Origin of the sequence: Streptomyces sp. NPDC059567, assembly GCF_042735655.1 — a bacterium.
In the GTDB taxonomy this organism is placed as follows: Bacteria; Actinomycetota; Actinomycetes; order Streptomycetales; family Streptomycetaceae; genus Streptomyces.
In genome coordinates, this window is the sequence record NZ_JBHWBS010000036.1 from 32751 (window position 1) to 55865 (window position 23115).

General features: G+C 69.9%; 25 protein-coding genes and 1 pseudogene. 13 read left to right on the forward strand and 13 right to left on the reverse strand.

Annotation, left to right across the window (positions count from 1 at the left end; all coding sequences use genetic code 11):
- Window positions 1-164: 164 nt before the first annotated feature.
- Window positions 165-950 (reverse strand): glucosamine-6-phosphate deaminase, encoded by a 786-nt coding sequence (gene nagB, locus ACFVZW_RS18180; RefSeq protein WP_384522352.1) that lies wholly within the window; start codon window positions 948-950, stop codon window positions 165-167.
- A gap of 171 nt (window positions 951-1121) precedes the next feature.
- Complete coding sequence (locus ACFVZW_RS18185) at window positions 1122-1874, reverse strand: SDR family oxidoreductase (protein ID WP_384522354.1); 753 nt, start codon at window positions 1872-1874, stop codon at window positions 1122-1124.
- A gap of 83 nt (window positions 1875-1957) precedes the next feature.
- Between ACFVZW_RS18185 and ACFVZW_RS18190 the strand changes: the two genes are divergently transcribed.
- Window positions 1958-2563, forward strand: a complete 606-nt coding sequence (locus ACFVZW_RS18190) for a TetR/AcrR family transcriptional regulator (protein ID WP_384522356.1) — start codon at window positions 1958-1960, stop codon at window positions 2561-2563.
- A gap of 362 nt (window positions 2564-2925) precedes the next feature.
- Complete coding sequence (locus tag ACFVZW_RS18195; protein WP_384522420.1) at window positions 2926-4392, forward strand: sensor histidine kinase; 1467 nt, start codon at window positions 2926-2928, stop codon at window positions 4390-4392.
- 173 nt (window positions 4393-4565) lie between these two features.
- On the opposite strand, the gene ACFVZW_RS18200 is transcribed toward ACFVZW_RS18195, so the two are convergent.
- Both ACFVZW_RS18200 and ACFVZW_RS18205 read right to left on the reverse strand, forming a co-directional pair.
- On the reverse strand, window positions 4566-4823 hold the full coding sequence (locus ACFVZW_RS18200; RefSeq protein ID WP_003953983.1) for a WhiB family transcriptional regulator: 258 nt from the start codon (window positions 4821-4823) through the stop codon (window positions 4566-4568).
- A 317-nt stretch (window positions 4824-5140) separates the two neighbouring features.
- Window positions 5141-6109 carry a diacylglycerol/lipid kinase family protein gene (locus ACFVZW_RS18205; RefSeq protein ID WP_384522358.1) on the reverse strand — a complete coding sequence of 323 codons (969 nt, stop codon included), beginning with the start codon at window positions 6107-6109 and terminating at the stop codon, window positions 5141-5143.
- A 90-nt stretch (window positions 6110-6199) separates the two neighbouring features.
- Here ACFVZW_RS18205 and ACFVZW_RS18210 point away from each other — a divergent pair, with 90 nt between their 5' ends.
- Window positions 6200-6613, forward strand: a complete 414-nt coding sequence (locus ACFVZW_RS18210; protein WP_384522360.1) for a hypothetical protein — start codon at window positions 6200-6202, stop codon at window positions 6611-6613.
- A 48-nt stretch (window positions 6614-6661) separates the two neighbouring features.
- On the opposite strand, the gene ACFVZW_RS18215 is transcribed toward ACFVZW_RS18210, so the two are convergent.
- From ACFVZW_RS18215 to ACFVZW_RS18225, 3 genes are all read right to left on the reverse strand, one after another.
- Window positions 6662-7648, reverse strand: a complete 987-nt coding sequence (locus ACFVZW_RS18215; protein WP_384522362.1) for a SigB/SigF/SigG family RNA polymerase sigma factor — start codon at window positions 7646-7648, stop codon at window positions 6662-6664.
- Window positions 7645-8058: an anti-sigma regulatory factor gene (locus ACFVZW_RS18220; RefSeq protein ID WP_015036094.1), complete on the reverse strand. Its 414-nt coding sequence runs from the start codon at window positions 8056-8058 to the stop codon at window positions 7645-7647. The genes ACFVZW_RS18215 and ACFVZW_RS18220 overlap by 4 nt, the downstream gene beginning before the upstream one ends.
- Window positions 8059-8316: 258 nt before the next feature.
- A complete protein-coding gene (locus ACFVZW_RS18225; RefSeq protein ID WP_361850568.1) occupies window positions 8317-8577 on the reverse strand; it encodes a UBP-type zinc finger domain-containing protein in 261 nt (86 codons plus the stop codon).
- Window positions 8578-8623: 46 nt separating this feature from the next.
- Here ACFVZW_RS18225 and ACFVZW_RS18230 point away from each other — a divergent pair, with 46 nt between their 5' ends.
- Window positions 8624-10219, forward strand: coding sequence for a Na+/H+ antiporter (locus ACFVZW_RS18230; RefSeq protein WP_384522365.1), 1596 nt, complete (start codon window positions 8624-8626; stop codon window positions 10217-10219).
- Window positions 10220-10221: 2 nt separating this feature from the next.
- Here the strand turns inward: ACFVZW_RS18230 and ACFVZW_RS18235 are convergent, their stop codons facing one another.
- Both ACFVZW_RS18235 and ACFVZW_RS18240 read right to left on the reverse strand, forming a co-directional pair.
- On the reverse strand, window positions 10222-11145 hold the full coding sequence (locus ACFVZW_RS18235) for a 1-aminocyclopropane-1-carboxylate deaminase/D-cysteine desulfhydrase (protein ID WP_384522366.1): 924 nt from the start codon (window positions 11143-11145) through the stop codon (window positions 10222-10224).
- An 11-nt stretch (window positions 11146-11156) separates the two neighbouring features.
- The gene (locus ACFVZW_RS18240; RefSeq protein WP_384522368.1) at window positions 11157-11747 is read right to left on the reverse strand and encodes an N-acetylmuramoyl-L-alanine amidase; all 591 of its coding nucleotides are present in this window, start codon (window positions 11745-11747) and stop codon (window positions 11157-11159) included.
- 265 nt (window positions 11748-12012) lie between these two features.
- On the opposite strand from ACFVZW_RS18240, the gene ACFVZW_RS18245 reads away from it, so the two are divergent.
- Window positions 12013-13428: a family 2B encapsulin nanocompartment shell protein gene (locus ACFVZW_RS18245; RefSeq protein ID WP_384522370.1), complete on the forward strand. Its 1416-nt coding sequence runs from the start codon at window positions 12013-12015 to the stop codon at window positions 13426-13428.
- Between the two features lie 158 nt (window positions 13429-13586).
- On the opposite strand, the gene ACFVZW_RS18250 is transcribed toward ACFVZW_RS18245, so the two are convergent.
- Window positions 13587-14162, reverse strand: a complete 576-nt coding sequence (locus tag ACFVZW_RS18250; RefSeq protein WP_384522372.1) for a TetR/AcrR family transcriptional regulator — start codon at window positions 14160-14162, stop codon at window positions 13587-13589.
- A 124-nt stretch (window positions 14163-14286) separates the two neighbouring features.
- Between ACFVZW_RS18250 and ACFVZW_RS18255 the strand changes: the two genes are divergently transcribed.
- Together ACFVZW_RS18255 and ACFVZW_RS18260 are read left to right on the forward strand one after the other, a co-directional pair.
- Window positions 14287-14874, forward strand: coding sequence for a dihydrofolate reductase family protein (locus ACFVZW_RS18255; protein ID WP_384522374.1), 588 nt, complete (start codon window positions 14287-14289; stop codon window positions 14872-14874).
- Window positions 14875-15249: 375 nt separating this feature from the next.
- Window positions 15250-15669 carry a DUF6304 family protein gene (locus ACFVZW_RS18260; RefSeq protein WP_384522376.1) on the forward strand — a complete coding sequence of 140 codons (420 nt, stop codon included), beginning with the start codon at window positions 15250-15252 and terminating at the stop codon, window positions 15667-15669.
- A gap of 77 nt (window positions 15670-15746) precedes the next feature.
- Here the strand turns inward: ACFVZW_RS18260 and ACFVZW_RS18265 are convergent, their stop codons facing one another.
- Both ACFVZW_RS18265 and snpA read right to left on the reverse strand, forming a co-directional pair.
- The gene (locus ACFVZW_RS18265) at window positions 15747-16205 is read right to left on the reverse strand and encodes a group II truncated hemoglobin (protein WP_384522378.1); all 459 of its coding nucleotides are present in this window, start codon (window positions 16203-16205) and stop codon (window positions 15747-15749) included.
- 133 nt (window positions 16206-16338) lie between these two features.
- Entirely contained in the window at window positions 16339-16992 is a 654-nt protein-coding gene (gene snpA / locus ACFVZW_RS18270) for a snapalysin (protein ID WP_384522380.1), read from the reverse strand.
- 191 nt (window positions 16993-17183) lie between these two features.
- Between snpA and ACFVZW_RS18275 the strand changes: the two genes are divergently transcribed.
- From ACFVZW_RS18275 to ACFVZW_RS18300, 6 genes are all read left to right on the forward strand, one after another.
- On the forward strand, window positions 17184-18140 hold the full coding sequence (locus ACFVZW_RS18275) for a LysR family transcriptional regulator (RefSeq protein WP_384522382.1): 957 nt from the start codon (window positions 17184-17186) through the stop codon (window positions 18138-18140).
- Between the two features lie 67 nt (window positions 18141-18207).
- On the forward strand, window positions 18208-18678 hold the full coding sequence (locus tag ACFVZW_RS18280; protein WP_384522384.1) for a GNAT family N-acetyltransferase: 471 nt from the start codon (window positions 18208-18210) through the stop codon (window positions 18676-18678).
- Window positions 18679-19244: 566 nt separating this feature from the next.
- A complete protein-coding gene (locus ACFVZW_RS18285) occupies window positions 19245-19682 on the forward strand; it encodes a hypothetical protein (protein WP_384522386.1) in 438 nt (145 codons plus the stop codon).
- 106 nt (window positions 19683-19788) lie between these two features.
- Window positions 19789-20166, forward strand: coding sequence for a hypothetical protein (locus tag ACFVZW_RS18290; protein ID WP_384522388.1), 378 nt, complete (start codon window positions 19789-19791; stop codon window positions 20164-20166).
- Window positions 20167-20253: 87 nt separating this feature from the next.
- A complete protein-coding gene (locus ACFVZW_RS18295; RefSeq protein ID WP_384522390.1) occupies window positions 20254-21000 on the forward strand; it encodes an ATP-binding cassette domain-containing protein in 747 nt (248 codons plus the stop codon).
- Between the two features lie 290 nt (window positions 21001-21290).
- Entirely contained in the window at window positions 21291-22256 is a 966-nt protein-coding gene (locus ACFVZW_RS18300; RefSeq protein ID WP_384522392.1) for a hypothetical protein, read from the forward strand.
- Between the two features lie 634 nt (window positions 22257-22890).
- Here ACFVZW_RS18300 and ACFVZW_RS18305 read toward each other — a convergent pair.
- A pseudogene (locus ACFVZW_RS18305) lies at window positions 22891-23111 on the reverse strand (DNA mismatch repair protein MutT); the annotation flags it as partial.
- Window positions 23112-23115 lie beyond the last annotated feature (4 nt).

A 23115-nucleotide genomic window follows, 5' to 3' on the forward strand; every position in this document is an offset into this window, starting at 1 on the left:
ACCCCGGTGGACGGCACCCACCCCCCGTCCTCGGGCGGGGTGGCGGCGGGCGGGGTGGGGGGCGGGGGGGCGGCGGACTCCTGGGGCGGCTTGTGTCGCGGTTTGGGGGGGGGCCGGCCAGGTTATTCCGGTGCCGGGCCCCTTCGTCGTAGCGGGACGAAGCCCTAGATGCCCTGCCAGGAGGGCTTGTTGGCGAAGGTGTGGCGGAAGTAGTCCGCGAGCTTGAGCTTGGACGCGGCGGCCTCGTCCACGACGACCGTGGCATGCGGGTGCAGCTGCAGCGCGGAGGCCGGCACGAGCGCGGCGACCGGGCCCTCGACGGTCTGGGCCACGGCGTCCGCCTTGCCCTCGCCGGTGGCCAGGAGGACCAGGTGACGGGCCTCCAGGATGGTGCCGATGCCCTGGGTGATGACGTGGTGCGGCACCTGCTCGATGTCGTTGTCGAAGAAGCGTGCGTTGTCGACCCGGGTCTGCTCGGTGAGCGTCTTGATCCGTGTCCGGGAGGCGAGCGAGGAGCACGGCTCGTTGAAGCCGATGTGCCCATCGGTCCCGATCCCGAGGATCTGCAGATCCACACCGCCGGCGTCCCGCAGGGCCTGGTCGTAGGCCTCGCAGGCCGCCTGGACGTCCTCCGCCGCGCCGTCCGGCCCCATGAAGGCGTCCTGGGAGAGCCCGAGCGGCTCCACGACCTGGCGCAGCACGGTGGAGCGGTACGACTCCGGGTGCCCGGTGGGCAGTCCGACGTACTCGTCCAGCTGAGCGATCCGGGCACCCGAGGCGTCCACGGAACCGGCCTTGACCTGGGCGATCAGGGCCTCGTAGATGGGCAGCGGAGTCGAACCCGTGGCAACGCCGAGCAGCGCGTCGGGCTTGCGACGCAGAAGGCCGGCGATGCCGTCCGCGATGAGCTCTCCGCCTGCCGTGGCGTCCGGGACGATGACAACTTCCACGCTTTGCCTGCCGATCTGGTGAGGGGCTGGTGAGGGGCCTGGTGGTATAGACCAATCAAAGCTCAATCTAGCAGAGCGGAGGCCGTCCGCTCAGGCCGTTCCGGTCGGCGGACGGTGCCACCCCCATGGTCGAACGGGACGGTCCACGCAGCCACCGGAGCCCCGCCCCGGTCAGGCGATCGACCCTCCCGTGGCGTCGATCCACTGGCCCGTCACCCAGCGCCCGTCGTGCGAGGCGAGGAAGGCCACCACATCGGCTATGTCCGCGGGCGTGCCGACCTTCCCGAGCGCCGACAGCGCTGCCGCGCCCGCCCATGCCTCCTCGTTCCCCCGCAGCCAGTCCGCGTTGACGTCCGTGTCCACGATCCCCGGCGCCACCGCGTTCACCGTGATGCCCCGGGCGCCCAGCACCTTGGACAGATAGCGCGTGAAGGTGTCCAGGGCGCTCTTGGACATCGCGTACGCGATCAGCTCCGGCATCATCGCGGCGTGGCTCAGGCCGGTGGAGATGTTGATGATCCGGCCCCCGTCGCGCAGTCGCTCGGCACCCTGTTGTGCGAGGAAGAACGGGGCCTTCGTGTTCACCGCGAAGAGCCGGTCGTACTCCGTCTCGTCGATCGTCGAGAACGGCCGCGAGGCCCCGATCCCCGCGTTGTTGACGAGGATGTCGAGCCCGTCCGCATGGGCGTCGAACCGTGTCCACAGCGCCGCCGCGTCCCCCGGCACCCCCAGCTCCCGGCCGATCGCGAACGCCTCACCGCCGGCCGCCTCGATCGCCGCGACCGTCTCCTTCGCCGCCGCCTCATTGGCCCCGTAGTGCACCGCGACCCGCGCGCCGTCCCGCCCGAGCCGCTCCGCGATGCCTCGCCCGATGCCCCGGCCGCCGCCCGTGACCAGTGCCGTCTTCCCCTTGAGCGCACCCATCGGACGCCCCCCTGACTTTCATAGTGGTCGTTACAGAAAGAACCGTAGCACCGTTTCGTAACGGCCGCTATAGAATGTGTCCCATGACGACCAGACAGCGCGGCCGCCCCCGCTCCTTCGACCGCCTCACGGCGCTGGAGCAGGCCACGATGGCGTTCTGGGAGCACGGGTACGAGACCACCTCCGTCTCCGACCTCACCCGCGCCATGGGCATCAGCGCGCCCAGCCTCTACGCGGCCTTCGGAGACAAGAAGGCGCTCTTCGAGGAGGTCGTGCAGGCGTACGCCGTCAGCTACGGCGCGTACGGCGGCGTGGCGTTCGAGGAGGAGCCGACGGCGCGCGGCGCTTTCGGCCGGATGCTCGTGGAGGCGGCGGACGTCTTCACCGACCCGTCCCATCCGCGCGGCTGTCTGATGATCTCCGCGGCGATCAACTGCTCGACCCCGGAGGTCGAGGAGGCCCTGCGCGAGCGGCGCAACAGCAATCTGGCGTCGTTCGAGGCCCGGATCCGGCAGGACGTCGAGGCGGGCGAGCTGCCGGGCGACACCGACGCGGGCACGCTGGCCCGGCTGTACGGAGCGGTCCTCCAGGGCATGTCCCAGCAGTCCAGGGACGGCGCGACCAGGGCGGAGCTGGAGGCTGTGGCCGAGGCGGCGATGCTGGCGTGGCCGGCGTCGGCGAGGAGCTGAGAGCGCATGCATGAGCCCCGACGGGCCCCGGAAACACCCGCGGGCTACGGCGCCCGACGGGACCCTCAACCCGTCCGGCACCGCAGCCCGGAGTTGCCCGGCCGGGGGTGTGCGGTCCCTCGGCCGTATGGGAGGCCTCGGCGCAGTCAGGGCAGAGAGCGCCGGGTACCTCGTCCACCCTCCTGTGCGGGGAGGGCGGAGGTCTTCATGGAAAATGGTGCTCTGCCATTGTGGACTAGACCATTCTCGTCTGTCCATCCACATGCACACGGTGTTTCCCGGCCCATCCTCCAACACGAACGCCGGGAGATCCAGGTTCATCGTGTCTCAATTCCGCAGGTACGCTCGCACCTGTGCCCTCCATGAACGACCTCGTCCGCCAGCACACCGCTCTGAGTGAGTCCGACCTCGAGTGGCTCCACCTGCTGGTCTCGGAGTGGCAGCTGCTCTCCGACCTCTCCTTCGCGGACCTCGTCCTCTGGGTCCCCACCCTCGACGGCACGCGGTACGTCTCCGTGGCCCAGATGAGGCCCAACACCGGCCCCACCTCCTACCAGGACGACATGGTCGGCCACCTCGTTCCGCGCGGCCGCCGCCCCCTCCTGGACGCCGCCCTCGACGAGGGCCGGATCGTGCGCGAGGGCGACCCCGAGTGGCGCGAGGAGGTCCCCGTACGGGTCGAGTCCATCCCCGTACGCCGCGAGGGCCGGGTCCTCGGCGTCATCGCCCGCAACACCAACCTGCTCACCGTGCGGACCCCGTCCCGGCTGGAGCTCACGTACCTCCAGTCCGCCTCCGACCTGGCCCAGATGATCGCCGCCGGCAGCTTCCCCTTCCCCGGCGAAGCGGTCGACATGGACGCCTCGCCGCGCGCCGGCGACGGCCTGATCCGACTCGACGCCGACGGCATCGTCCAGTACGCCTCGCCCAACGCCCTCTCCGCGTACCACCGGCTCGGCCTCGCCGCCGACCTCGTCGGTCAGCACCTCGGCCAGATCACCGCCGAACTCGCCCCCTCCCGCGGCCCCGTCGACGAGGCCCTGGTCAAGTTGGCCTCCGGCTACGCCCCCCGCGAGGCCGAGGTCGAGGGCAACGGCGGCGTGATCCAGCTGCGGGCGATCCCGCTCAAGCCCAAGGGCACCCGCATCGGTTCGCTCGTACTGCTCCGCGACGTCACCGAACTGCGTCGCCGCGAGCGCGAGTTGATCACCAAGGACGCGACCATCCGGGAGATCCACCACCGGGTGAAGAACAACCTCCAGACGGTGGCCGCCCTGCTGCGCCTCCAGGCGCGCCGGATGGACTCCGACCGCGGGCGCGAGGCCCTCAACGAGGCGGTGCGCAGGGTCGGTTCGATCGCCATCGTGCACGAGACGCTCTCCCAGAACCTGGACGAGCGCGTGGAGTTCGACGAGATCGCCGACCGCGTGATCGCGATGGTCGCCGAGATCTCGCCGGGCAAGGTGACCTGCCGGCGCAACGGCCGCTTCGGCATCCTGGACGCCGAGGTCGCCACCCCGCTGTCCATGGTCCTCACCGAAGTGCTGCAGAACGCCCTGGAGCATGCGTTCGCGCCGGGGGAGCAGGGCACCGTCGAGGTCACGGCCGTCCGCGGCGAACCCCGCGCCGACGCCCGGTTGCTGATCACCGTCCGGGACGACGGCCGCGGTCTGCCCGAGGGCTTCGACCCGCAGCGCGCCGGCAACCTCGGCCTGCAGATCGTGCGGACCCTGGTCGAGGGGGAGTTGGGCGGCACGTTCGACATGCAGCCGGGCGCGGAGCGCGGGACCAAGGTCGTCCTCGACGTCCCCGTACAGCCGCAGAAGTAGGCACGCGCGCGGGGGAGCGCGCGGGCCGGACGGTGTGAACAGAGCAGCGAGCCCCGGACCGAGGAGATCGGTCCGGGGCTCGAATGCTGTGGGTTACTGCTGCGCGCTGCGGCTCGGGGGCGGTGATTGCGTACGCGATGTACGCGCCGCTTGCCTCAGGCTTGTCAGGGTGCTCAGGCGCTGGCGTTGCGCGCCCGGTTGCGAGCGGCACGGCGCTTCATCGCGCGGCGCTCGTCCTCGCTGAGGCCACCCCAGACGCCGGAGTCCTGGCCGGACTCGAGCGCCCACTGCAGGCACTGCTCCATGACGGGGCAGCGGCGGCAGACGGCCTTGGCTTCCTCGATCTGCAGCAGCGCAGGACCGGTGTTGCCGATGGGGAAGAACAGCTCGGGGTCTTCCTCACGACAAACGGCGTTGTGACGCCAGTCCATGGCTGCTACCTCTCTTGGTATTACGTGCAGGTTGCTTGTGAATGTGAACGCTTTCACGAATCCCCCCGCAAGGGAAGGGCCGACTGCCAGATGAACTGGCGTGGTCCTTGGATTGAGGAGGGGTTCTGGCTCTCAGTGGAGGCCGGTCTTGCGGGCCGTCCCGATCGCCAAGAAGAGACTCGCAAACCTCGGCAGCGGATACAACCCCTTCCGGAAACTTTTTTTTGATTCCTCGGTGTCGGCTAGGTCACAGCCGTACTTCTAAGGGGTGGATGGCAGCCTAAACGTTCGAGTGAAAGGACTTTCGGCCCTTCCACTCACACAATCACACGCAGTGCACGGCGAACGCCTGTGAACGCCACGCTCGTACGCAGTCCGAGGTGGTCTCCGTCCATCTGCAGAGGGAGCGGAACCTTCGAATGCAAGGTGAAGTCGGTCAGGTCGTGCAGAGACAGCGCATGCTTGCCGTGGGGGCCCCGCTCGGGGGACGAAGTGAGCAGCTGGGTGGCGTACCGGGCCACCGCGGGGGTCGAGAGCCGGCTCAGCCCGAGGACGTCCAGGGCGGTCTCGAAGGATGCCTCCGGGGACGCGTACACCGGGCGATTGCCCAGGTAGGTCCAGGGGGAGGTGTTGCAGATTATCGACAGGACCAGGCCCTCGACCGGGTCCTCCCCGGGGCGGTCCAGGGTGATCGTGCCGTGCCGCCGGTTCGACTCGCCCAGGAACTGGCGGACCACCTGGCGCAGGTACAGCGCGTGGGTCGATCTCTTCCCGCGCTCCCGCTGCTGTTCGACTCGCCCGATGACACTGGCGTCGAAACCGAGGCCGGCGCAGAAGGTGAACCAGCGGGCCGGTACTCCCTCGTCCTCGGTCCCCGGGGCCCCGGACGCGAGCCCGAGGCTCACTGTGCGTGCCCGGCGCTCACGGAGCGCGTCGAGCAGCGCGCCGGTCGCCTCGACGGCGTCGTTGGGCAGTCCCAGCGCGCGGGCGAAGACATTCGTGGACCCGCCGGGCACCACCGCGAGACCGGGGAGCCGGTCCGGGTCCGGCCCGTCGTGCAGCAGCCCGTTCACGACCTCGTTCACGGTGCCGTCGCCGCCCAGGGCGACGACCATGTCGATGTCGTCGGAGTCCGCGGCCCGGCGGCCGAGATCGCGGGCGTGGCCGCGGTACTCGGTGGTGACGGCCTCCAGCTTCATCTCGCTCGCGAGCGCGTGGATGAGGACGTCACGCGTGCGCGCACTGGTGGTGGTGGCTGCCGGATTGACCACGAGAAGTGCGCGCATGGCCGCCAGCGTACCTACCCGGCGGTACCGATCCCAGTCGCGGCCACCTGGCGGACAGCTCCGCAGCGGCCCCCGGCTACCCTGCCAGGTATGAGCAGTACGGAGCAGACTCCCCGCCCTGTCCGGTTGGCCGCCGCCGCGGCGGTGGCCGGTATCGAGGCCCTCGCGCTGGTGATCGGGGGCGTGTACGTGCTCGTGACCGGGCTCACCGGAAACCCCGACAGCCTGACCCAGGCGGTCACCGGCGGGGCGACGCTGATCGCGCTCGGCCTGATCCCGGGGGCGGCCGCACGTGGTCTGCTGCTGCGCCGGGGATGGAGCCGCGGCCCCGCGATCATCACCCAGATCCTGGCCCTGCCGGTCGCCTGGCAGCTCCTCCAGGCGAACAGCGCCATGATCCCCGCGGGCATCGCCCTCGCGGTCCTCGCCGTGACCGGCCTGGTCCTCCTGGTGAACCCGGCGACGACCGAGGCCCTGGGCATCGGCCGTCGCGGCGAGGCGTAACGCCCGCGTCGGGCTCCGCGGGCGGGCCTTCGGCCCGCCGTTGAGTGACTACTCCTCCACGAGGAGCTTCTCCCGGAGCTGCGCCAGCGTGCGGGCCAGCAGACGGGAGACGTGCATCTGCGAGATGCCGACCTCCTGCGCGATCTGCGACTGCGTCATGTTGCCGAAGAAGCGCAGCAGCAGGATCCGCTTCTCCCGGGGCGGCAGGTCCTCCAGGAGGGGCTTGAGCGACTCGCGGTACTCGACGCCCTCCAGGGCCTCGTCCTCCGCGCCCAGCGTGTCCGCGACCGCCGGGGACTCGTCGTCCGTGTCCGGGACGTCCAGCGAGAGCGTCGAGTAGGCGTTCGCCGACTCCAGGCCCTCCAGGACCTCCTCCTCCGAGATTCCGAGCCGCTCCGCCAGCTCGTGCACCGTCGGCGAGCGGCCGTGCTGCTGGGAGAGCTCCGCCGTCGCCGTCGTCAGCGAGAGCCGCAGCTCCTGCAGACGGCGCGGCACCCGGACCGCCCAGCCCTTGTCCCGGAAGTGGCGCTTGATCTCGCCGACGACCGTCGGAGTCGCGTACGTCGAGAACTCGACGCCCCGCTCCGGGTCGAACCGGTCCACCGACTTGATCAGGCCGATCGTCGCGACCTGCGTCAGGTCGTCGAGCGGCTCCCCGCGGTTGCGGAAGCGCCGGGCCAGGTGCTCGACCAGCGGCAGGTGCATCCGTACCAGCTGATTGCGGAGCTCCGCCTTCTCGGCAGAGCCCTCCGGGAGCTTGCGCAGCTCGATGAAGAGCGCGCGCGCCCCGCTCCGGTCGTGCGGATCCGGAGCCTCGCGCGGCTCGGGCGTCTCAGGAGCCTCCGGGGCCTGGTGCGCCTCCGGGCCCTCCTGGGACTCGTGTGCCTCCGGAGCCTCCCGCGGCTCGGAAACCTCTTTGTGCTGCTGGTGCTCGCTCATGTGGACCGCCTGCTCCGTAGCGACCTCGACCTCGACCTCCGGATGCGGCCGCGCCTGCTGCTCAGGGATGCCGGCCGTCGCGTCCCCGCTCCTCACGCCGGGCCTGGCCCCGCGCCGCGCTGTTTGTACAGGCTGATGGAGACCGTGCGGTCCTCCGCCACGGACGACTCGACCTTCCCGGCCAGCGCGGAGAGCACGGTCCACGCGAAGGTGTCCCGCTCCGGTGCCCGTCCGTCCGTCGTCGGGGCCGACACCGTCACGTCGAGCGAGTCGTCGACCAGGCGGAAGACGCAGCTCAGTACGGACCCCGGTACGGCCTGCTGGAGCAGGATGGCGCACGCCTCGTCGACCGCGATCCGCAAGTCCTCGATCTCGTCGAGGGTGAAGTCCAAGCGCGCCGCGAGACCGGCCGTGGCCGTACGCAGCACGGACAGGTAGGCACCCGCAGCGGGCAGCCGGACTTCCACGAAGTCCTGGGTCCCGGGCTCGCCTGCGATCTGGGACACCCTCACCTCCAAGGTGGCACAAGCTCATTCGGGGCCCGGGGGGAGAAAGCCCCCCGAACCGGGCGGTGCGCAGTCGGTTGCGCAATCCGCCGTGACGCTATCGCGATCCATGCTGCCGTGTCGCCGTGGGCCCTTGGCGTGACCCCGCCCCCGTCTGTCACTCATGGTAAGGCCATGAGTACGGACAGTGGCTAGAGGTCTGCGGGGCCCAATTGCGCGGCGACCGGCAGTCGATTGCCGGGGTGTCGTACCCAGCCCTCAGACGATCGAACCGTCCACGAAGCACCAGCGCCAGCGTTCGTTCGGCTCGAAGGTCCGCATCACGGGGTGCCCGGTGGTCGAGAAGTGCCCGGTGGCATGCCGCCCCGACGAGGAGTCGCAGCACCCCACGTGACCGCAGCTGAGGCAGAGTCGCAGCTGGACGGGGTGGGTGCCGTCGGCCAGGCATTCAGGGCAGGTGTCGGTCAGCGGCGCCGGTTCGGGGCGCGGCATTTCGGCAACGTGCGGGCACTCGCTCATGATGGCCAGGTTACGTGGTGGAACGAGACGGGGACGGGGCCGACGAATGGACGCACTGGAGCTGGTGGGACTCGTCGCGGCCAGCGCCGTGGTGGCGGGCCTGGCGCGCCGGACACCCGTACCGGCGCCGCTGCTTCTGGTCGCCGCCGGTCTCGCCGCGTCGTACGTCCCCGGCGTCCCGGACTACACCCTCGACCCGCACATCATCCTTCCGCTCATCCTGCCCCCGCTCCTCTACACGGCGGCGGTGGACTCCTCGTACCTCGATCTGCGGGCCAACATCCGGCCCGTCGCCCTGCTCTCGGTCGGGTACGTCCTCTTCGCCACCGTGGCCGTCGGCTGGCTCGCGTACGTCCTCGTCCCGGACCTGCCGCTGACCGCCGCGCTCGTGCTGGGCGCGGTCGTCGCGCCGCCCGACGCGGTCGCGGCGACCGCGATCGCCCGCAAGCTGGGGCTGCCGAACCGGATCACCACCATCCTCCAGGGCGAGTCCCTGGTGAACGACGCCACCGCCATCACGGCCTTCAAGGTCGCGCTCGCCGCGGCGGTCGGGGAGGGCATCAGCTGGGCGGGCGGCATCGGCGAGTTCGCGCTCGCGGCGATCGGTGGCATCGGCGTCGGTCTCGTCCTGATGGCCCCCATCCACTGGCTCCGCTGCCGGCTCGGCGAGGCCCTGCTGCAGAACACCCTCTCGCTGCTCATCCCCTTCATCGCCTACGCGGCGGCGGAGGAGGTCGGCGCCTCCGGAGTCCTCGCGGTGGTCGTCGTCGGCCTCTTCCTCGGACACCGCAACTGGCAGGTGGACTTCGCGACCCGGCTCCAGGAGGAGGCTGTGTGGAAGATGGTCGCCTTCATCCTGGAGTCCGCCGTCTTCGCCCTGATCGGGCTGCAACTGCCGTACGTCGTCCAGGGCCTCGGGCGGTACGGGATCGCCGAGGCGATCTGGTACGCCGTCGGTGTGTTCGTCGCGGTGGTCGTGGTCCGGTTCGTCTGGGTCTACCCGGCCACCTTCCTGCCCCGATGGCTGTCCGAGCGCATCAGGGAGCGCGAACCGGGGGTGGACTGGAGAGCGCCGCTGATCGTCGGCTGGGCCGGGATGCGGGGGGTGGTCTCCCTCGCGATCGCCTTCTCGATCCCGGTGGTGACGGACGGCGTGGAGTTCCCCGCACGCAACCTCGTCCTCTTCCTCACCTTCACGACCGTGATCGGGACGCTCGTCGTCCAGGGCCTCACGTTGCCGCCGCTCATCAGGATCCTGAAGCTGCCGGGCCGCGACACCTACCAGGAGACCCTGGCCGAGGCCCAGGCCCAGAGCGAGGCCTCCCGCGCCGCGGAGGAGCGTCTCGACGCCCTGCTGAGCGACGAACGCAACGCCCTGCCCCAGCCGCTCGCCGAACGGCTCCGCACGGTCCTGGAACGGCGCCGCAACGCGGTGTGGGAGCGCCTCGGTGCCGTCAACGAGGTCACGGGGGAGACGGTCGACGACACCTACCGGCGGCTGGCGCGGGAGATGATCGAGGCCGAGCGCGAGGTCTTCGTGCGGCTCCGGGACGAGCGCGCCATCGACGACGAGATGCTGCGCATCCTGTTGCGCCGACTGGACCTGGAGGAGGCGGCGGCCTACCGCGAGGGGACGGGCTGAGGTCAGGACGGGCTGCCCGTGACCACCGCGGCGACGGTCGTTCCCGGGGCGAACGCGCCCTCCTCGGCCAGCACGACGAGGCCGTAGAGCATTTTGGCCACATACAGCCGCTCGATGGCGAGTCCATGCCGCGCTTCGAAGTCCTGCGCGAACGCGTCGAGGGCGGGGGTCGTACGGGCGTAACCGCCGCCGTGGAAGCGCTCGTCGAGGCTCCAGTCGCCGCGACGACCGCCGAAGGCGGCACGTTGGAGGGCGCGTATCTCGTCGCCCAGGAAGCCGCCTTTGAGGACCGGGACGCCGAGGGCCTTCTGTCCGGGACCGAGACCGGCCGCCAGGCCCGCCAGCGTGCCTCCTGTGCCGCAGGCGACGGCGACCACGTCGGCGGCCCCGCGCAGTTCGCGTCCGAGCTCCACGCAGCCCTCGACGGCGAGGGCGTTGCTGCCGCCCTCGGGGACGACGTACGGGGTGTCCGCGGTGGCTCCCGCGCCAGGGGACGACTGCGCCGCCAGCGCCAGGATGCGCGCCAGCACCGCCGGGTCCGTCTTCGCCCGGTACGTGGACCGGTCCACGAACACCAGCCGCATCCCGTCCGCCGCGCACCGTGCCAGCGAGGGGTTCAGCGGCCGGCCGGCCAGCTCGTCCCCCCGTACGATCCCGATCGTCTCGAAGCCGAGGAGCCTGCCGGCGGCCGCCGTGGCGCGCAGATGGTTGGAGTACGCGCCACCGAAGGTGAGCACCGGGCGGCCGTCGGCCTCGCGCAGATTGAGCACCAGCTTGCGCCACTTGTTGCCCGGCAGGTCCGGATGGATCAGATCGTCGCGCTTGAGCAGCAGCCGCAGGTCCCGGCGGGTGAAGCGCTCGTCCTCGACCGGCTCCGAGGGGGACGGGAGCCGGGGCCGCAGCCGGGAGAGGTCGAACGCGTTCACCCGGCCATTGTCTACCGAAGGCGCTCCGCGATCCGCTCCCGCATCGAGGCCATCGTGAAGCCGCGCGGGTCCACCTTGCCCGGCTGCCACTCCAGGTGGCCGATCACCGAGCGGTGGGTCCAGCCGTGCGCCCGGCACACGGCCGCCGCGGCCTTCTCGATCGCCTCCAGCTGGACCTTCGGCCACGGGTCCTTGCCGTCCCCGAGGTTCTCGCACTCGAAGCCGTAGAAGTGGCGGTTGCCGTCCGTCGTGGCCTCGTTGTCCGGTGGAAGTCGCTGCTCGGCGATGACCGCGCGCAGGACGTCGTCGTCGCCGGCCCCGGCGTGATTGGCGCGGCCGTAGCCGACCAGGTGGACCCTGCCGTCCTTGGCGATCACGCCGTGGCAGAGCGGCCCGGGCAGGGCGCTGTGACCGTCCCTGCAGAGCCGGACGGTGTTCGCGGTGCCCCGGGTGACGGTGTGATGGATCATCACGCCGTGGACGGGGCCCCAGGGGCCCTTGTGGTTGCGGTTGTGCGTGCGCCAGTCGCCGACCTGGACGACCGTCAGGCCCTCGTCGCGCAGTGCGTCGAGGAACCTGCTCGCGGACATGGGTGGGGCCATGGCCGACTCCTTCGGATGAAGCGGAACGGGACGGAACCGATTACCGGAGTACCGGAATAGTCAGCTCCGGGCCACCTGTTCGGGCCGTGTGCGAGCCGATCCGGACACTGCGCCATGAGGACGACGGAGGCGCGCTGTTCGAGTGGAAACCGGGTGACATGCCCAGCCGTAGGTGATCCACTCCCACTCATTTGTGTAATGGCGCGCGCACTCTCCGTGCTGAAAGGCTTCCTCTCGCAGCTCAGTCATATCGAGAGGGAGTTCCATGTCCGTTGGTTCGGTTGGCGACGAGGTCCGCGCGGAACAGGCAAGCCCGCAGCAGAGTCTCGGTACCGCCGCCGCGCGGAACCTGGCGACCACCACCAAGTCGGCCCCGCAGATGCAGGAGATCACCTCCCGGTGGCTGCTGCGCGCGCTGCCGTGGGTGCAGGTCCAGGGCGGTACGTACCGGGTGAACCGGAGGCTCAGCTACTCCGTGGGTGACGGCCGCGTCACCTTCGTGCAGACCGGAGAGCGTGTCGCGGTGATCCCCGCCGAACTCGGCGAACTCCCGGCGCTGCGCGGCTACGAGGACGAGGAGGCGCTCACCGAACTCGCGTCGCGGTGCCGCCAGCGCCAGTACGCGCCGGGAGAGGTGATCGCCACCGCGGGCGAGCCCACGGACCGCGTCCACCTCCTCGCGCACGGCAAGGTCGAGCAGATCGGCGAGGGGCCGTACGGCGACGAGGCGATCCTCGGAGTCCTCGCCGACGGCGCCTACTTCGGCGACAGCTCGCTGACCCACGAGGACGCCACCTGGGAGTGGACCGCCCGCGCGGCCACCACCTGCACGGTCCTCGAGCTCACCCGCGACGACGTGCGCAACCTCGCCGAGCGGGCCGGGTCGCTCGCCGCCCACCTCGCGGGCGTGGCCGCACTGCCCCACCAGCGCACCAACAAGTACGGCGAGGCCGAGATCGACCTCTCCGCCGGCCATGTCGGCGAGGCGGTCGTCCCGCACACGTACGTGGACTACGACGCCTCCCCGCGCGAGTACGAACTGTCCGTCGCGCAGACCGTGCTGAAGGTCCACAGCCGGGTCGCCGATCTCTACAACCAGCCGATGAACCAGACCGAGCAGCAGTTGCGGCTCACGGTCGAGGCGCTGCGCGAGCGCCAGGAGCACGAGCTCATCAACAACCGGGAGTTCGGCCTCCTCTCCAACTGCGACTACGGGCAGCGGCTCCAGCCCCACGACGGCGTGCCCAGCCCGGACGACATGGACGAGCTCCTCTCGCGCCGCCGGGGCTCCAAGATGTTCCTCGCGCACCCGCGCGCCATCGCCGCCTTCGGGCGTGAGTGCAACCGGCGCGGTCTCGTCCCCGAGTCCATCGAGATCAACGGCAACCGGATCCCGACCTGGCGCGGGGTGCCGATCTACCCGTGCAACAAGATCCCGGTCTCGGACGCCCGGACCACCTCGATCATCTGTATGCGTACGGGCGAGTCCGACCAGGGCGTGATCGGCCTCCATCAGACGGGCATCCCGGACGAGATCGAGCCGAGCCTGTCCGTCCGCTTCATGGGCATCGACGAGCAGGCGATCATCTCCTACCTGGTCACGGCCTACTACTCGGCGGCGATCCTCGTGCCCGACGCGCTGGGAGTCCTGGAGAACGTGGAGGTCAGCCGCTGGCGCTGACCTCGCTGATCCGGCGAACCGGGGAATCGCCGATCCGGGGCGGGGGGCCGCGCCGACGGCTCCCCGCCCCGGCCCGGCCGCCGTGCCGGGGACGGACCTTGGACGGCCCTCGAGACGGAGGAGCCCAACGGTTCGTGACCGCCGCACCCGCTGAGGGGTCACGCCTCCGGGACGATGCGGTTCACCACGGTCTCGATGAGGGAGTCCAGCTCCCGGTCGTCGTGCAGTCCGGGGACCGTGAAGTGGTCGAGCAGCAGCCCGGTGAGGGCGAAGTAGAGCAGCCGGACCGTGTCCGCGTCGCCCGGCATCCCCGCGGCGAGATGCAGGCGGATGTTCTCGTCGAGGTCGCCGCGCAGCACCTCGGTCAGCCGGGCGCGCAGTTCGGGGCGACGGGTGGCCTCCAGCCGGAGCTCGAAGAGGCCCAGGTAGCAGCTGCGCTCGGCCGCCATCCGCCGGGCGAGCCAGCGCATCAGCTCCACGACCAGCTCGCGGCTGGGCTCGGGCCGCATGGCCGTGTCCACGGAGCCGGGCTCCGGGGTGAGTCGGACGAAGATCCGTTCCCCGACCTGGGAGAGCAGCTGGTCCCGGTCGGTGAAGTAGTTGGACGAGGTGCCCATGGGGACACCGGCGCGCGCGTCGACCGCCCGGAAGGTCAGCCCACGGGCGCCTTCGTCCGCGAGCACCTCGATCGCCGCGTCGAGCAGGACCGCACGCCGCTCGGGATTCCTCGCCATCCGAGTTCCTTTCGTTCTCTTCGACTCTCGTCGAACTTAGGGCTTGCGCAACCACTACAGATGAAGCACTATAGCCGTCGTGGTTGCGACCGCAGCCCACACCCCAGAGACAAAGAGGACCGGTTTGCGCAAGCTCACCTACTTCATCGCCTGCTCCATCGATGGCTTCATCGGTGACCCGAAGGGCGATGCCACGTCCACGTACGCCTACGTGGCCGGGGAATACCTGGAGTACTTGAAGACCGAGTACCCGGAAACCATCGCCGCCCCCGGGTGGCCCGTGGTCGGCATCGAGCCCGGCACTGCGAGCCGCCGCTTCGACACCGTGATCCAGGGCCTGAACTCGTACCGGATCGGCCTGGACGTCGGCGTCACCAGCCCCTACTCCCACCTGCGGGAGCTCGTCGCGACCCGCTCGCTCGCCGAGTCGCCCGACCCCAACGTCGAGCTGATCGCCGACGACCTCGTCGGCCGGGTCCGCGAACTGAAGGCCGAGGAGAGCCCGCTCGACATCTGGCTCTGCGGTGGCTCCACGATCGCCGGCGAGCTCATCGACGAGATCGACGAGCTGATCATCAAGACGTACCCGCAGGTCTTCGGCTCCGGTATGCCGATGTTCGGCGCCGGCTTCGAGCCCCGCGACTTCGAACTCGGCGCGGTGCGCGCCTTCGACAACGGCGTGCTCGTTCGTACGTACACCAGGAAGCGGTGACAAGGGCGGCGCCCTACCCTGGGAGGTATGGGCAGCCAAACCCCGCGTACGGTACGGGACCCGCAGGCCACGCCCACATGCCAGGCCTGCGGACAGTCCCTCGAAATCGTCGCGAAGCGGCACAAGGTCCTGGGGGCCTGGGTGCCGGAGTGGGAAGTGCAGTCGTGCCGCAACCCGGGGTGCCGGTCGTACGTCGCCCCCGAGGGGGCCGACCGGGAAGACGACGCCCCTGAGGGGGCCGCGGACGGAACTCCCGAGGGTGGTGCGGAAGCCACTAGCACGCACGTGACCGGCAAGAACGGCGAGACCGGGAGAAGTCCGGCCCCGGGGTGACCGGACGCGCGAAGGAGCCGGTCAGACCGCTACAGTCCGCGCATGTCATCGGAGTCGTCAGAAATCTGGACCGGTTGGTACCGGGACCGCAGCGGCGCGGAAGCGATCGTGATCACGGCGGGCGGGAGCCAGGTGTCCACCCGCATCAGGGGAGTCGAGTACACGGGCGCGACCTTCGACGCCCTGCGCGCGGCGGACGAGGGTGGCGAGGCCCTCACCGGTTGTGTCCTGGAGTGGGACCTGCCGCTCCCCGTCGTCATGGACGGCGCCACGCAGCAGGCCACCCTCGGCTGCCTGCTGACGCTCGGTGAGCGCGTGGACCTGAGTCTGACGCTGCACTACGGCGGCGCCGCCTTCGAATCCGGCATCGCCGGGGGCGACTTCGACGAGGCCCTCGAGCGGGTGAGGCGCCAGCTCCCGGACGGGGCGCAGTTCGGCCGCAAGCTCCGCCAGGCCGCCTGAAAGCGGAGCGCGGGCCGGGCGGCCGTCAGGCGGGGCGCATGAGGGTCACGCGAGGCCGTCAGGCGGGGCGCACGGGGTCACGCGAGGCCGTTCCACCCCCAGCGCGGGGTGGGTCCGGGTTCGCCGAGATCCGTGCCCGGCTCCGCGGCCGAGACGTCCTTGGCGATCTTGGTCCCCCAGTCGAAGTACTCCACCACCCGGCGGCGCAGCAGCTCGTCGTCCGGCAGCTCCTTCTCCACCGCCGCGGTCATCAGCTCCATCCAGCGCAGTCGCTGCTCCTCCGTGATGCCGAGCCCGAGGTGAGCGCGGAGCAGGGCCTGGTGACCACCTAGTTCCGCCGTGAAGTCGGCGGGTCCCGAGAAGACCTCCGCCAGCCACACGGCGACATGCTCGACATGGGCGGAGGTGAAGTCGGCGAAGACGGGCGCGAGGAGGGGGTCGGCCAGGACCGCCTCGTAGAACGTGTCGGACAATCGGCGCAGCGCGTCTGCGCCGCCCACGGCCTCGTACAGGGTGTTCGTGTGCTCGGCGGTCATGGGACGCCTCCGGTGTCCGGGATGTGTGCTCCCAGCTTTCACGCAACTCGGGCCGGCTCCAAGGATGTTCGCTCTCGGCGGGGCGAACGGCACAGGGCCGTCCGCCCCGCCGGGACGCATGCCCCGGGTGGGCTCAGAAGGTCTTCACGGCCGAGGCGAGGCCGTTGCGCCACAGCTGGTCGACGCGTGCCCGCTCCTGGGCGTTGGGCTGGGCGTTCTGGCAGGAGGTGCCCGGACCGCCGCCGGACATCAGCTCGCTGCACGGGCCGGAGTAGTGGTCGGGGAGGCCGAGGACGTGCCCGGTCTCGTGGGCGGTGACGCGGGTGGAGTTGTACTGCTGGTTCTGCCGGTAGTCGAGGAAGATGTAGCCGTTGCCGTGCCCGTCGGTGCTGGCGTACGAACCGCGCGAGTCATTGCCCTCGTAGTAGCGGAAGTCGGGGTTGCTGCCCTCCACCAGCCGTACGTTGACCACCGAGCTGTTCCATATCTGGGTGCTGCGGGAGATCTGGGTGCGGAAGCTCGGGGCGTTGGCGGCGCTGTACACGACGGTGACGGCTGCCGCGCCGGGGTTGGCGGCCCGCTTCTTCGCCACGGACTTCATGACGGCGTCGTGGAACGCCTTGGTCGCCTTCGCGTCCTCGGCGGACCCGGCGTACGCCGCGTACCCGGTGGGCGCGACGGTGGAGTCGACGGGCGCGGCGGAGGCGGTGGGGACGCCCAGCGCGGCGGCGAGTCCGAGGCCGAGGGTGGCGGCGAGCGAGGCGGTGAGGACCTTGGGGTGTCTCATGGGGGGTGGCTCCTCCTGGTCGGTTGGAGAGAGTGTCGGGGGAGCCGGGGCCGCTGCGGATGATGGCAGCAGGGGATAGCGCGAAGGCATCATCACCTGATGGGGATGAGTCTGAACTCCCCTCGAAATAGAGGGAATTGGTGGGACGAGGGTGTCTGGTGCGACCCCGGGTGCGGCCCTACCCTCGGGGCATGGAGCTGGAGGTGAGACATCTGCGCGTGCTCTGCGCCATCGCGGACACGGGCAGTCTGCACAAGGCCGCGCGGCAACTGGGCATGAGCCAGCCCTCGTTGACGACACAGTTGCGCCGCATCGAGAACGCCCTCGGCGCGGAGCTCTTCGCACGCGGCCGCACCGGCTGCCGCCCCACACCGCTGGGCCGCTCGGTGCTCAGCAGGGCGCGCCCGCTCGTCGACCAGATGGCCGCGCTGATCACCGAGACCAGGGCCGCGGCCGCCCGCACCGACGGGCCGCGGCTGCGGGTCGGTTCGACCGCGAGCAGGGCCCTGCCGGGTTGGCTGCGGCGGCTGCGCCAGGGCCTCCCGGGCACGGACATCGCGCTCCACATGGACGTCTCCGCCAACGCCCTGCTGCGGTCGGTCGCGGTGGGCCAGCTGGACGTGGCCTTCGTCCACGAGGTCGAGGGGTGCCCGCTGCGGGTGCCGGACGGCCTCCTGGCGCGGGTCCTGGTCGAGCGGGAGCCGCAGTTCGTCTCGATGGCCCCGGACCATCCGGCCGCCGCGCTGTCCGTGGTGGAGCTGGCGGACCTCGCCGATGACCGCTGGATGGTCGACCCGACGGTGGACGGCGAGTGGGACGGCCTGCGGCGCGTCCTGAGCGAGGCCGGCATCGACCCGCCGCTGCTGCACGGCGACTACCACACGGCCGCGTCCTTGATCGTCCTCGGCGAGGCGGTGGCGCCCTGCCAGCCGACATCGTTGCCACGCGAGGACATGGCGATCAGGCCGCTCCGGGACGACCCGCTGGCGGTACGGCTGCTCCTCTACGCCCGCGACGGGGCGCTGCTCGACCCGCTGTACGCCGACCTGGCGGCGGCCTACCGGGAGGCGGCGTTGCGGGCGGCGCCGTACCGGCAGTGGCTGCGCCGGCACGGGATGTCGGTGGGGCCGGGCATGATGACGGTATGAAGGATCTTGTGGACGAGACGGCGGCGGGGGTCATGCGCGCGGCAGGGGCCGTCGAGGGGGAGCTCCGTTGAGCGCGGCACGCGTACGGCACGCGCTTGCGGAGGATCTGGACCGGGTGGCCGAACTGGCCGCCGAGCACGCCGCGTACGAGATGGCCACGCCGCCGGCCCCGGGCCTCGCGGACCGCCTGGCCCGCCTCCTCTTCGGCCCCGAACCGCCCCGCCTGCGGTGCCTGGTGGCCGAACTCCCCGACGGCCGCCTCGCCGGCTACGCCACGTGCGCCCCCGAGCTCTCCACCTGGGACGGCGCCGAGTACCTCCACATGGACTGCCTCTACCTCTCCGCGACCGAACGCGGCCTGGGCCTCGGCCCCCTGTTCATCGAAGCCCTGCGCGAGGAGGCCCGCACCCTCGGCCTCACCGAGATCCAATGGCAGACCCCGACCTGGAACGAGGGCGCGATCCGCTTCTACGACCGCCTGGGCGCCACGCCGAAGCAGAAGCTCCGCTACACCCTCCCGGTGGACCCCACGGCGTGACCCGGCCGGGCGGCGCGCAAGCCGAAGGGGCCCGTCCGGGATTGCCGGGCGGGCCCCTTCGGGCGGTGCTTCGCGCGAGGAAGGTCAGGCCTTCTTCGTCTCCTAGTAATGGGGCGGGTGGGTGACCTGCGGCGATGGTGGCCGCAGGTCGCTGACCTGGCCTTTTGCTGTTGGGTGGCGATGGGGTGCGACGGTCTTGATCGGGTGTCCTGCGGACTGTGTGCGGACTGCGAGCGCGGCTGGGGGGCAGGGGGCTGCCAGCAGCGCAGTCTCACTGTGCCGGTAGAGGGACGCCAGGTTCTCTCAGGGCCCAGCGAGTGAAGGTCGTGGTCGCTGTCCTCGCTAGGCCGGGGAGAGACTCCCTTCCCAGCATCGATTATCGGCCAGCGTGAGTGAGCGGATGCTTGCGCCGAGTGATCTAGGTACCTAGGGTGCAGGCTGCACCTTCCGGGTGGTCAGACCGCCAGCCCGGAAGCTTCGGGGGGACATGGTGCGATCTATGGGGTTTTTACACGCATGCCCTCTTCGAAGTGCACGGATTGAAACTTCGAGAGGATGGTTTCTGCATGAACATGAGGCGTAAAGTCAGCCAGTCCGCCACCGCTCTGGGGGCGATAGCTGCTGTATCCCTTGCACTCGCGCCGACCGCTGCCGCCGAGGGGTCGTTCTCGAGCAGCCTCACCGGCGTTGCCACCGGGTTCAACTCCCGCTGGTGGACGGACAAGAACACCGACGGAGCCGGGACGGTCATCAAGTTCACGTCGTGCTCCCTCTTCACCGGACCCGGTTTCAGGGACGTGACCGTGCAGCTCAGCCGATACCGGCCGGTCATCGCTGACGTCAACGAGGGCCAGAAGACCTTCAGCGCGTGTGCGTCCGGGGCGACTTCCTCGGGCAACTGGGGTGACAAGCAGGCTGCCGACTACCGCTTCGCCATCATGAAGATCAATGGGAGCACGTCCGGCTACCGCCTGGACGTTGACACCGTCGGCGTCTCGTACTGAGCCCCCAGCTGCCAGCAGACAAACTCAAAATCGAGGCGAAATGAACCTTTCCACTGCGCGTACGAACCGAAGGCGAGCCGGTGGGGCCCTGGGACTCGCAACGGCGATGACACTGACCCTCGCCGGCCCTGCTTTCGCAGAGGGCTCGTGGTCCAGCTCCATGGGCGGGGTGCTCGTGGGCTTCGACTCCCGCTGGTGGAGCGACGGCGACAGAGACAACGTGGGCACCACCATATCCTTCACGGGGTGCAGCACCAGCTCTTCGACGGACAGCAGCGTGACCGTGCAGCTCAGCCGATACCGGCCGGTCATCGCTGACGTCAACGAGGGCCAGAAGACCTTCACCGCATGCATGTCCGGAGGGACTTCCTCGGGCAACTGGGGTGACAAGCAGGCTGCCGACTACCGGTTCTCGATCATGAAGATCAACGGTGCGACTCAGTACGTCAACCTGTCGGTCAACAATGTGAGCGTCAAGTACTGACGCCTGCCAGCCGTAGGCCAGACTCCGGAGTTGATGGGACGAGCATCCATCAACTCCGGTGTTCTGTTTCCGAAAGAACGATCCAATATGCCGATTCAGTACGCTGAATGCACGTTCTCCTACGGGAAGCGTCGCAACATCCTCGAATCACTCGAGTTGACATTCCCGGAGGGACACACGGTACTTCTCGGCCCGAATGGCGCGGGCAAGAGCACCCTGCTCGGGCTGGGCGCCTCCGCGATGCGACCTCGTCGAGGCCGAGTCTTGTACGACGGACTGGATACTGCGTTGCGACGGACCGCTGCGGAGTACCGGCGGCGGATCGGCTGGATGCCGCAGCGAATCGACTGCCTGTCTGGGCTCACCGCACGCGAGCAGGTCGCCTATGCAGGCTGGCTCAAAGGGATGGCCCGTTCCGATGCATGGGCTCGCTCCCTGGAGGCGTTGAGGTCGGTTGAACTCGGTGACTCGATCGACCGGCCCGTGAAGCACTTGTCGGGTGGCCAGTTGCGCAGGGTGGGGGTGGCGCAGTCCCTCGTGCACGGTGCCGAGGTGCTTCTACTGGATGAGCCGACCGCTGGGATGGACCCACGCCAGCGCCGGGTGTTCCACGATGTGCTGGCGGGGCTGAGGGGGAGGGTTCAGGTCGTAGTCTCCACGCACGACGTGGTCGACCTGGACAGTTCGTACGACAGTGTCGTCGTCCTCCTCGGCGGGCAGGTTGAGTTCCAGGGGCCGGTAGACGAGTTCAGCCGCCTGGCCCCCTCCGACACCTCTCCTGGCCGGCTCTTCGAGGGCGCGTACGCGGCTGTCACCGAGGCCGATGCGCGATGAAGATCCTTACATCTTTCCGCACATCAGCTGTGCGCTGGCCCGCAGTCCCCCTCCTGGTGTTGTGTTGGTATCTCGTGGGCGAGTGGGTACGCTTCTCCGAACCTCGCTTCGGCACAGCCGTCGGCGAGGCGAGCGCCTTCCCTGTCTGGGCCATCGCCTCGGTCTGCGCAAGCTGCGCCGCATGGGAGGCCGGCAGGCTGAGGCGGGCACGGGTATGGGACGGCACACCAGCCCGGCATCGCCTACAGATCGCCGGAAACGCTCTGCTACCTGTTGGAGTCCTGGCCATCGTGGCCCAACTGGCAGGACTCATGGCGGCCGCGTTGGCCCTCTGGGCCGTTCCTGACGGTCAGGGGTGGCTCGCCGCTGCTTCCGCAGCTGTCGTCGTCATGGCATGGATTGTCCTCGGCTTCGGCCTGGGCGCACTGGTGCCTCGGGCCGTAGCCGCACCCGCAGTGCTGATCGGCTGCTTCGCGTGGATGACCTTCACGGCGTCAGCGAACACAACCTGGCCCAGGCATCTCACAGGGATGCAGGTGAGCGCGTCCAACCTCACCGACATCGTCTCGACAGAGGCGTTCGTGGCCCCCATCGCGTTGACTGGCGCGCTGGCCCTGGCAGTGATTCTCGTCGGCAGCCGCCAGCAGCCTGGCAAGATTCTCGTCACTGCTTCTGCTGGGCTGGCCGTCGCCGGAACCCTCGTCGCCTACACGATCGTGCGTGACTGGGGACCCGGTGCCCCTATGGTCGCTCGAACCGGCACCACCGTGTGCTCGCTCGAATCCCCTACGGTCTGCCTGCCCAAGGAGTACTCCACCCTGGCCGAACCGGCGCACACGGCCGCAGGAAAGGTTCTTCCCCGGCTGGAAAGCGTCGGCATACATGCTCCTTCTCGCCTCCTCATGACCTCACGGGAAACACCGGTCAGCGGCGAGACCTGGCGATTCCACCCGAGTCACGGCACTGGGCCGGAGGCGATGGAAATCGCCGTCGCCTTGAGCGCAGCACCCGCCGGAGATGTGCCGTTCTGCTCCGAAAGCTACCAAGGTACGCCTGACGTCGTGCATGCGTGGCTCCTCCTGACCGCGGGAATCGGCGCGGAGACGGTCTCGAACACAACTGCGCCGGAAGCCGCCGTCGCAGCAGCCCGGGTTCGCCTGCGGCCCGCCGCGCAGCAGCTCGACTGGTTCAACAGCACTTGGACCTCGCTCAAGGAGTGCCAGACGCCTCCCGCCCTGCCCGGGAGCGCCAGTTGATGCCTTTGTGGCGAGTTCGACGGTGGTGGCTCAGCGGCTTGGCACTCGCTGTCTTCATCATCCTGCTGCCCCTCTGCGGCGAAGGCCAAGTAGCGCTCCCATCGCTCAACACGCTCGGCTCCGCGCCCGTGAAGGTCCTGCTGTTCTCCCCGATTCCCGTATGCCTGGGGATCCTCTACTGCCTCGATCGCAGACTCCCGGCGACGGAAGCGGTGGCAGCGCGGCCAGTGCCCCTGATGGACCAAGCCGCCGTAGTCGTGGTCTGTCTGACTGGTCTCGCCGGCTGCGCGCTCATCGCGACTACAGCAGGGTTTCCCATGGCTTGGGCAGCAGGGCGCAACCTGCTCTTCCTCACGGGACTCGCCCTCGTGGTGCGGGCTGTTCTCGGATCGGCCGCAGGTGGATCAGCTGCGGTCGGCTGGCTGGTCCTGACGACACTCCTGGGGTACGGGGACGGCCTTCAACCTCGGATATGGACCATCGTTCTTCGAGGCGGCGCTGACGTGGTTGCTGCGTCCGCCGCCTGTCTGATGTGCGCCGGGGGGATCGTGGCTCTCGGTGTCCAGTCTTGGCGAGGACGCTCCTTCGCTCGGGATTGACGCTTGCTGCGGCCTCTCCTTGGCACAGTCCCGGGTCAAGACATCTCAGGAGGCGAGGCCCATCCGTCCAGGGAGACCTGCGGTCCGTCTGCGAGGTACTGGCAGTGGTGTCGACGAATTCAAAGGGGATGGTGTCGGCGCTGACCCAGCGGACCTGAGAGTGCTTGCGGCGTTCGCGGTTCTCGGGTTCGCCAGGCCACTCGTGGGCGGCGAAGACGACGGTGAGGAAGCCGTTGGGGGCCTTGACGCCCCAGGCGGAA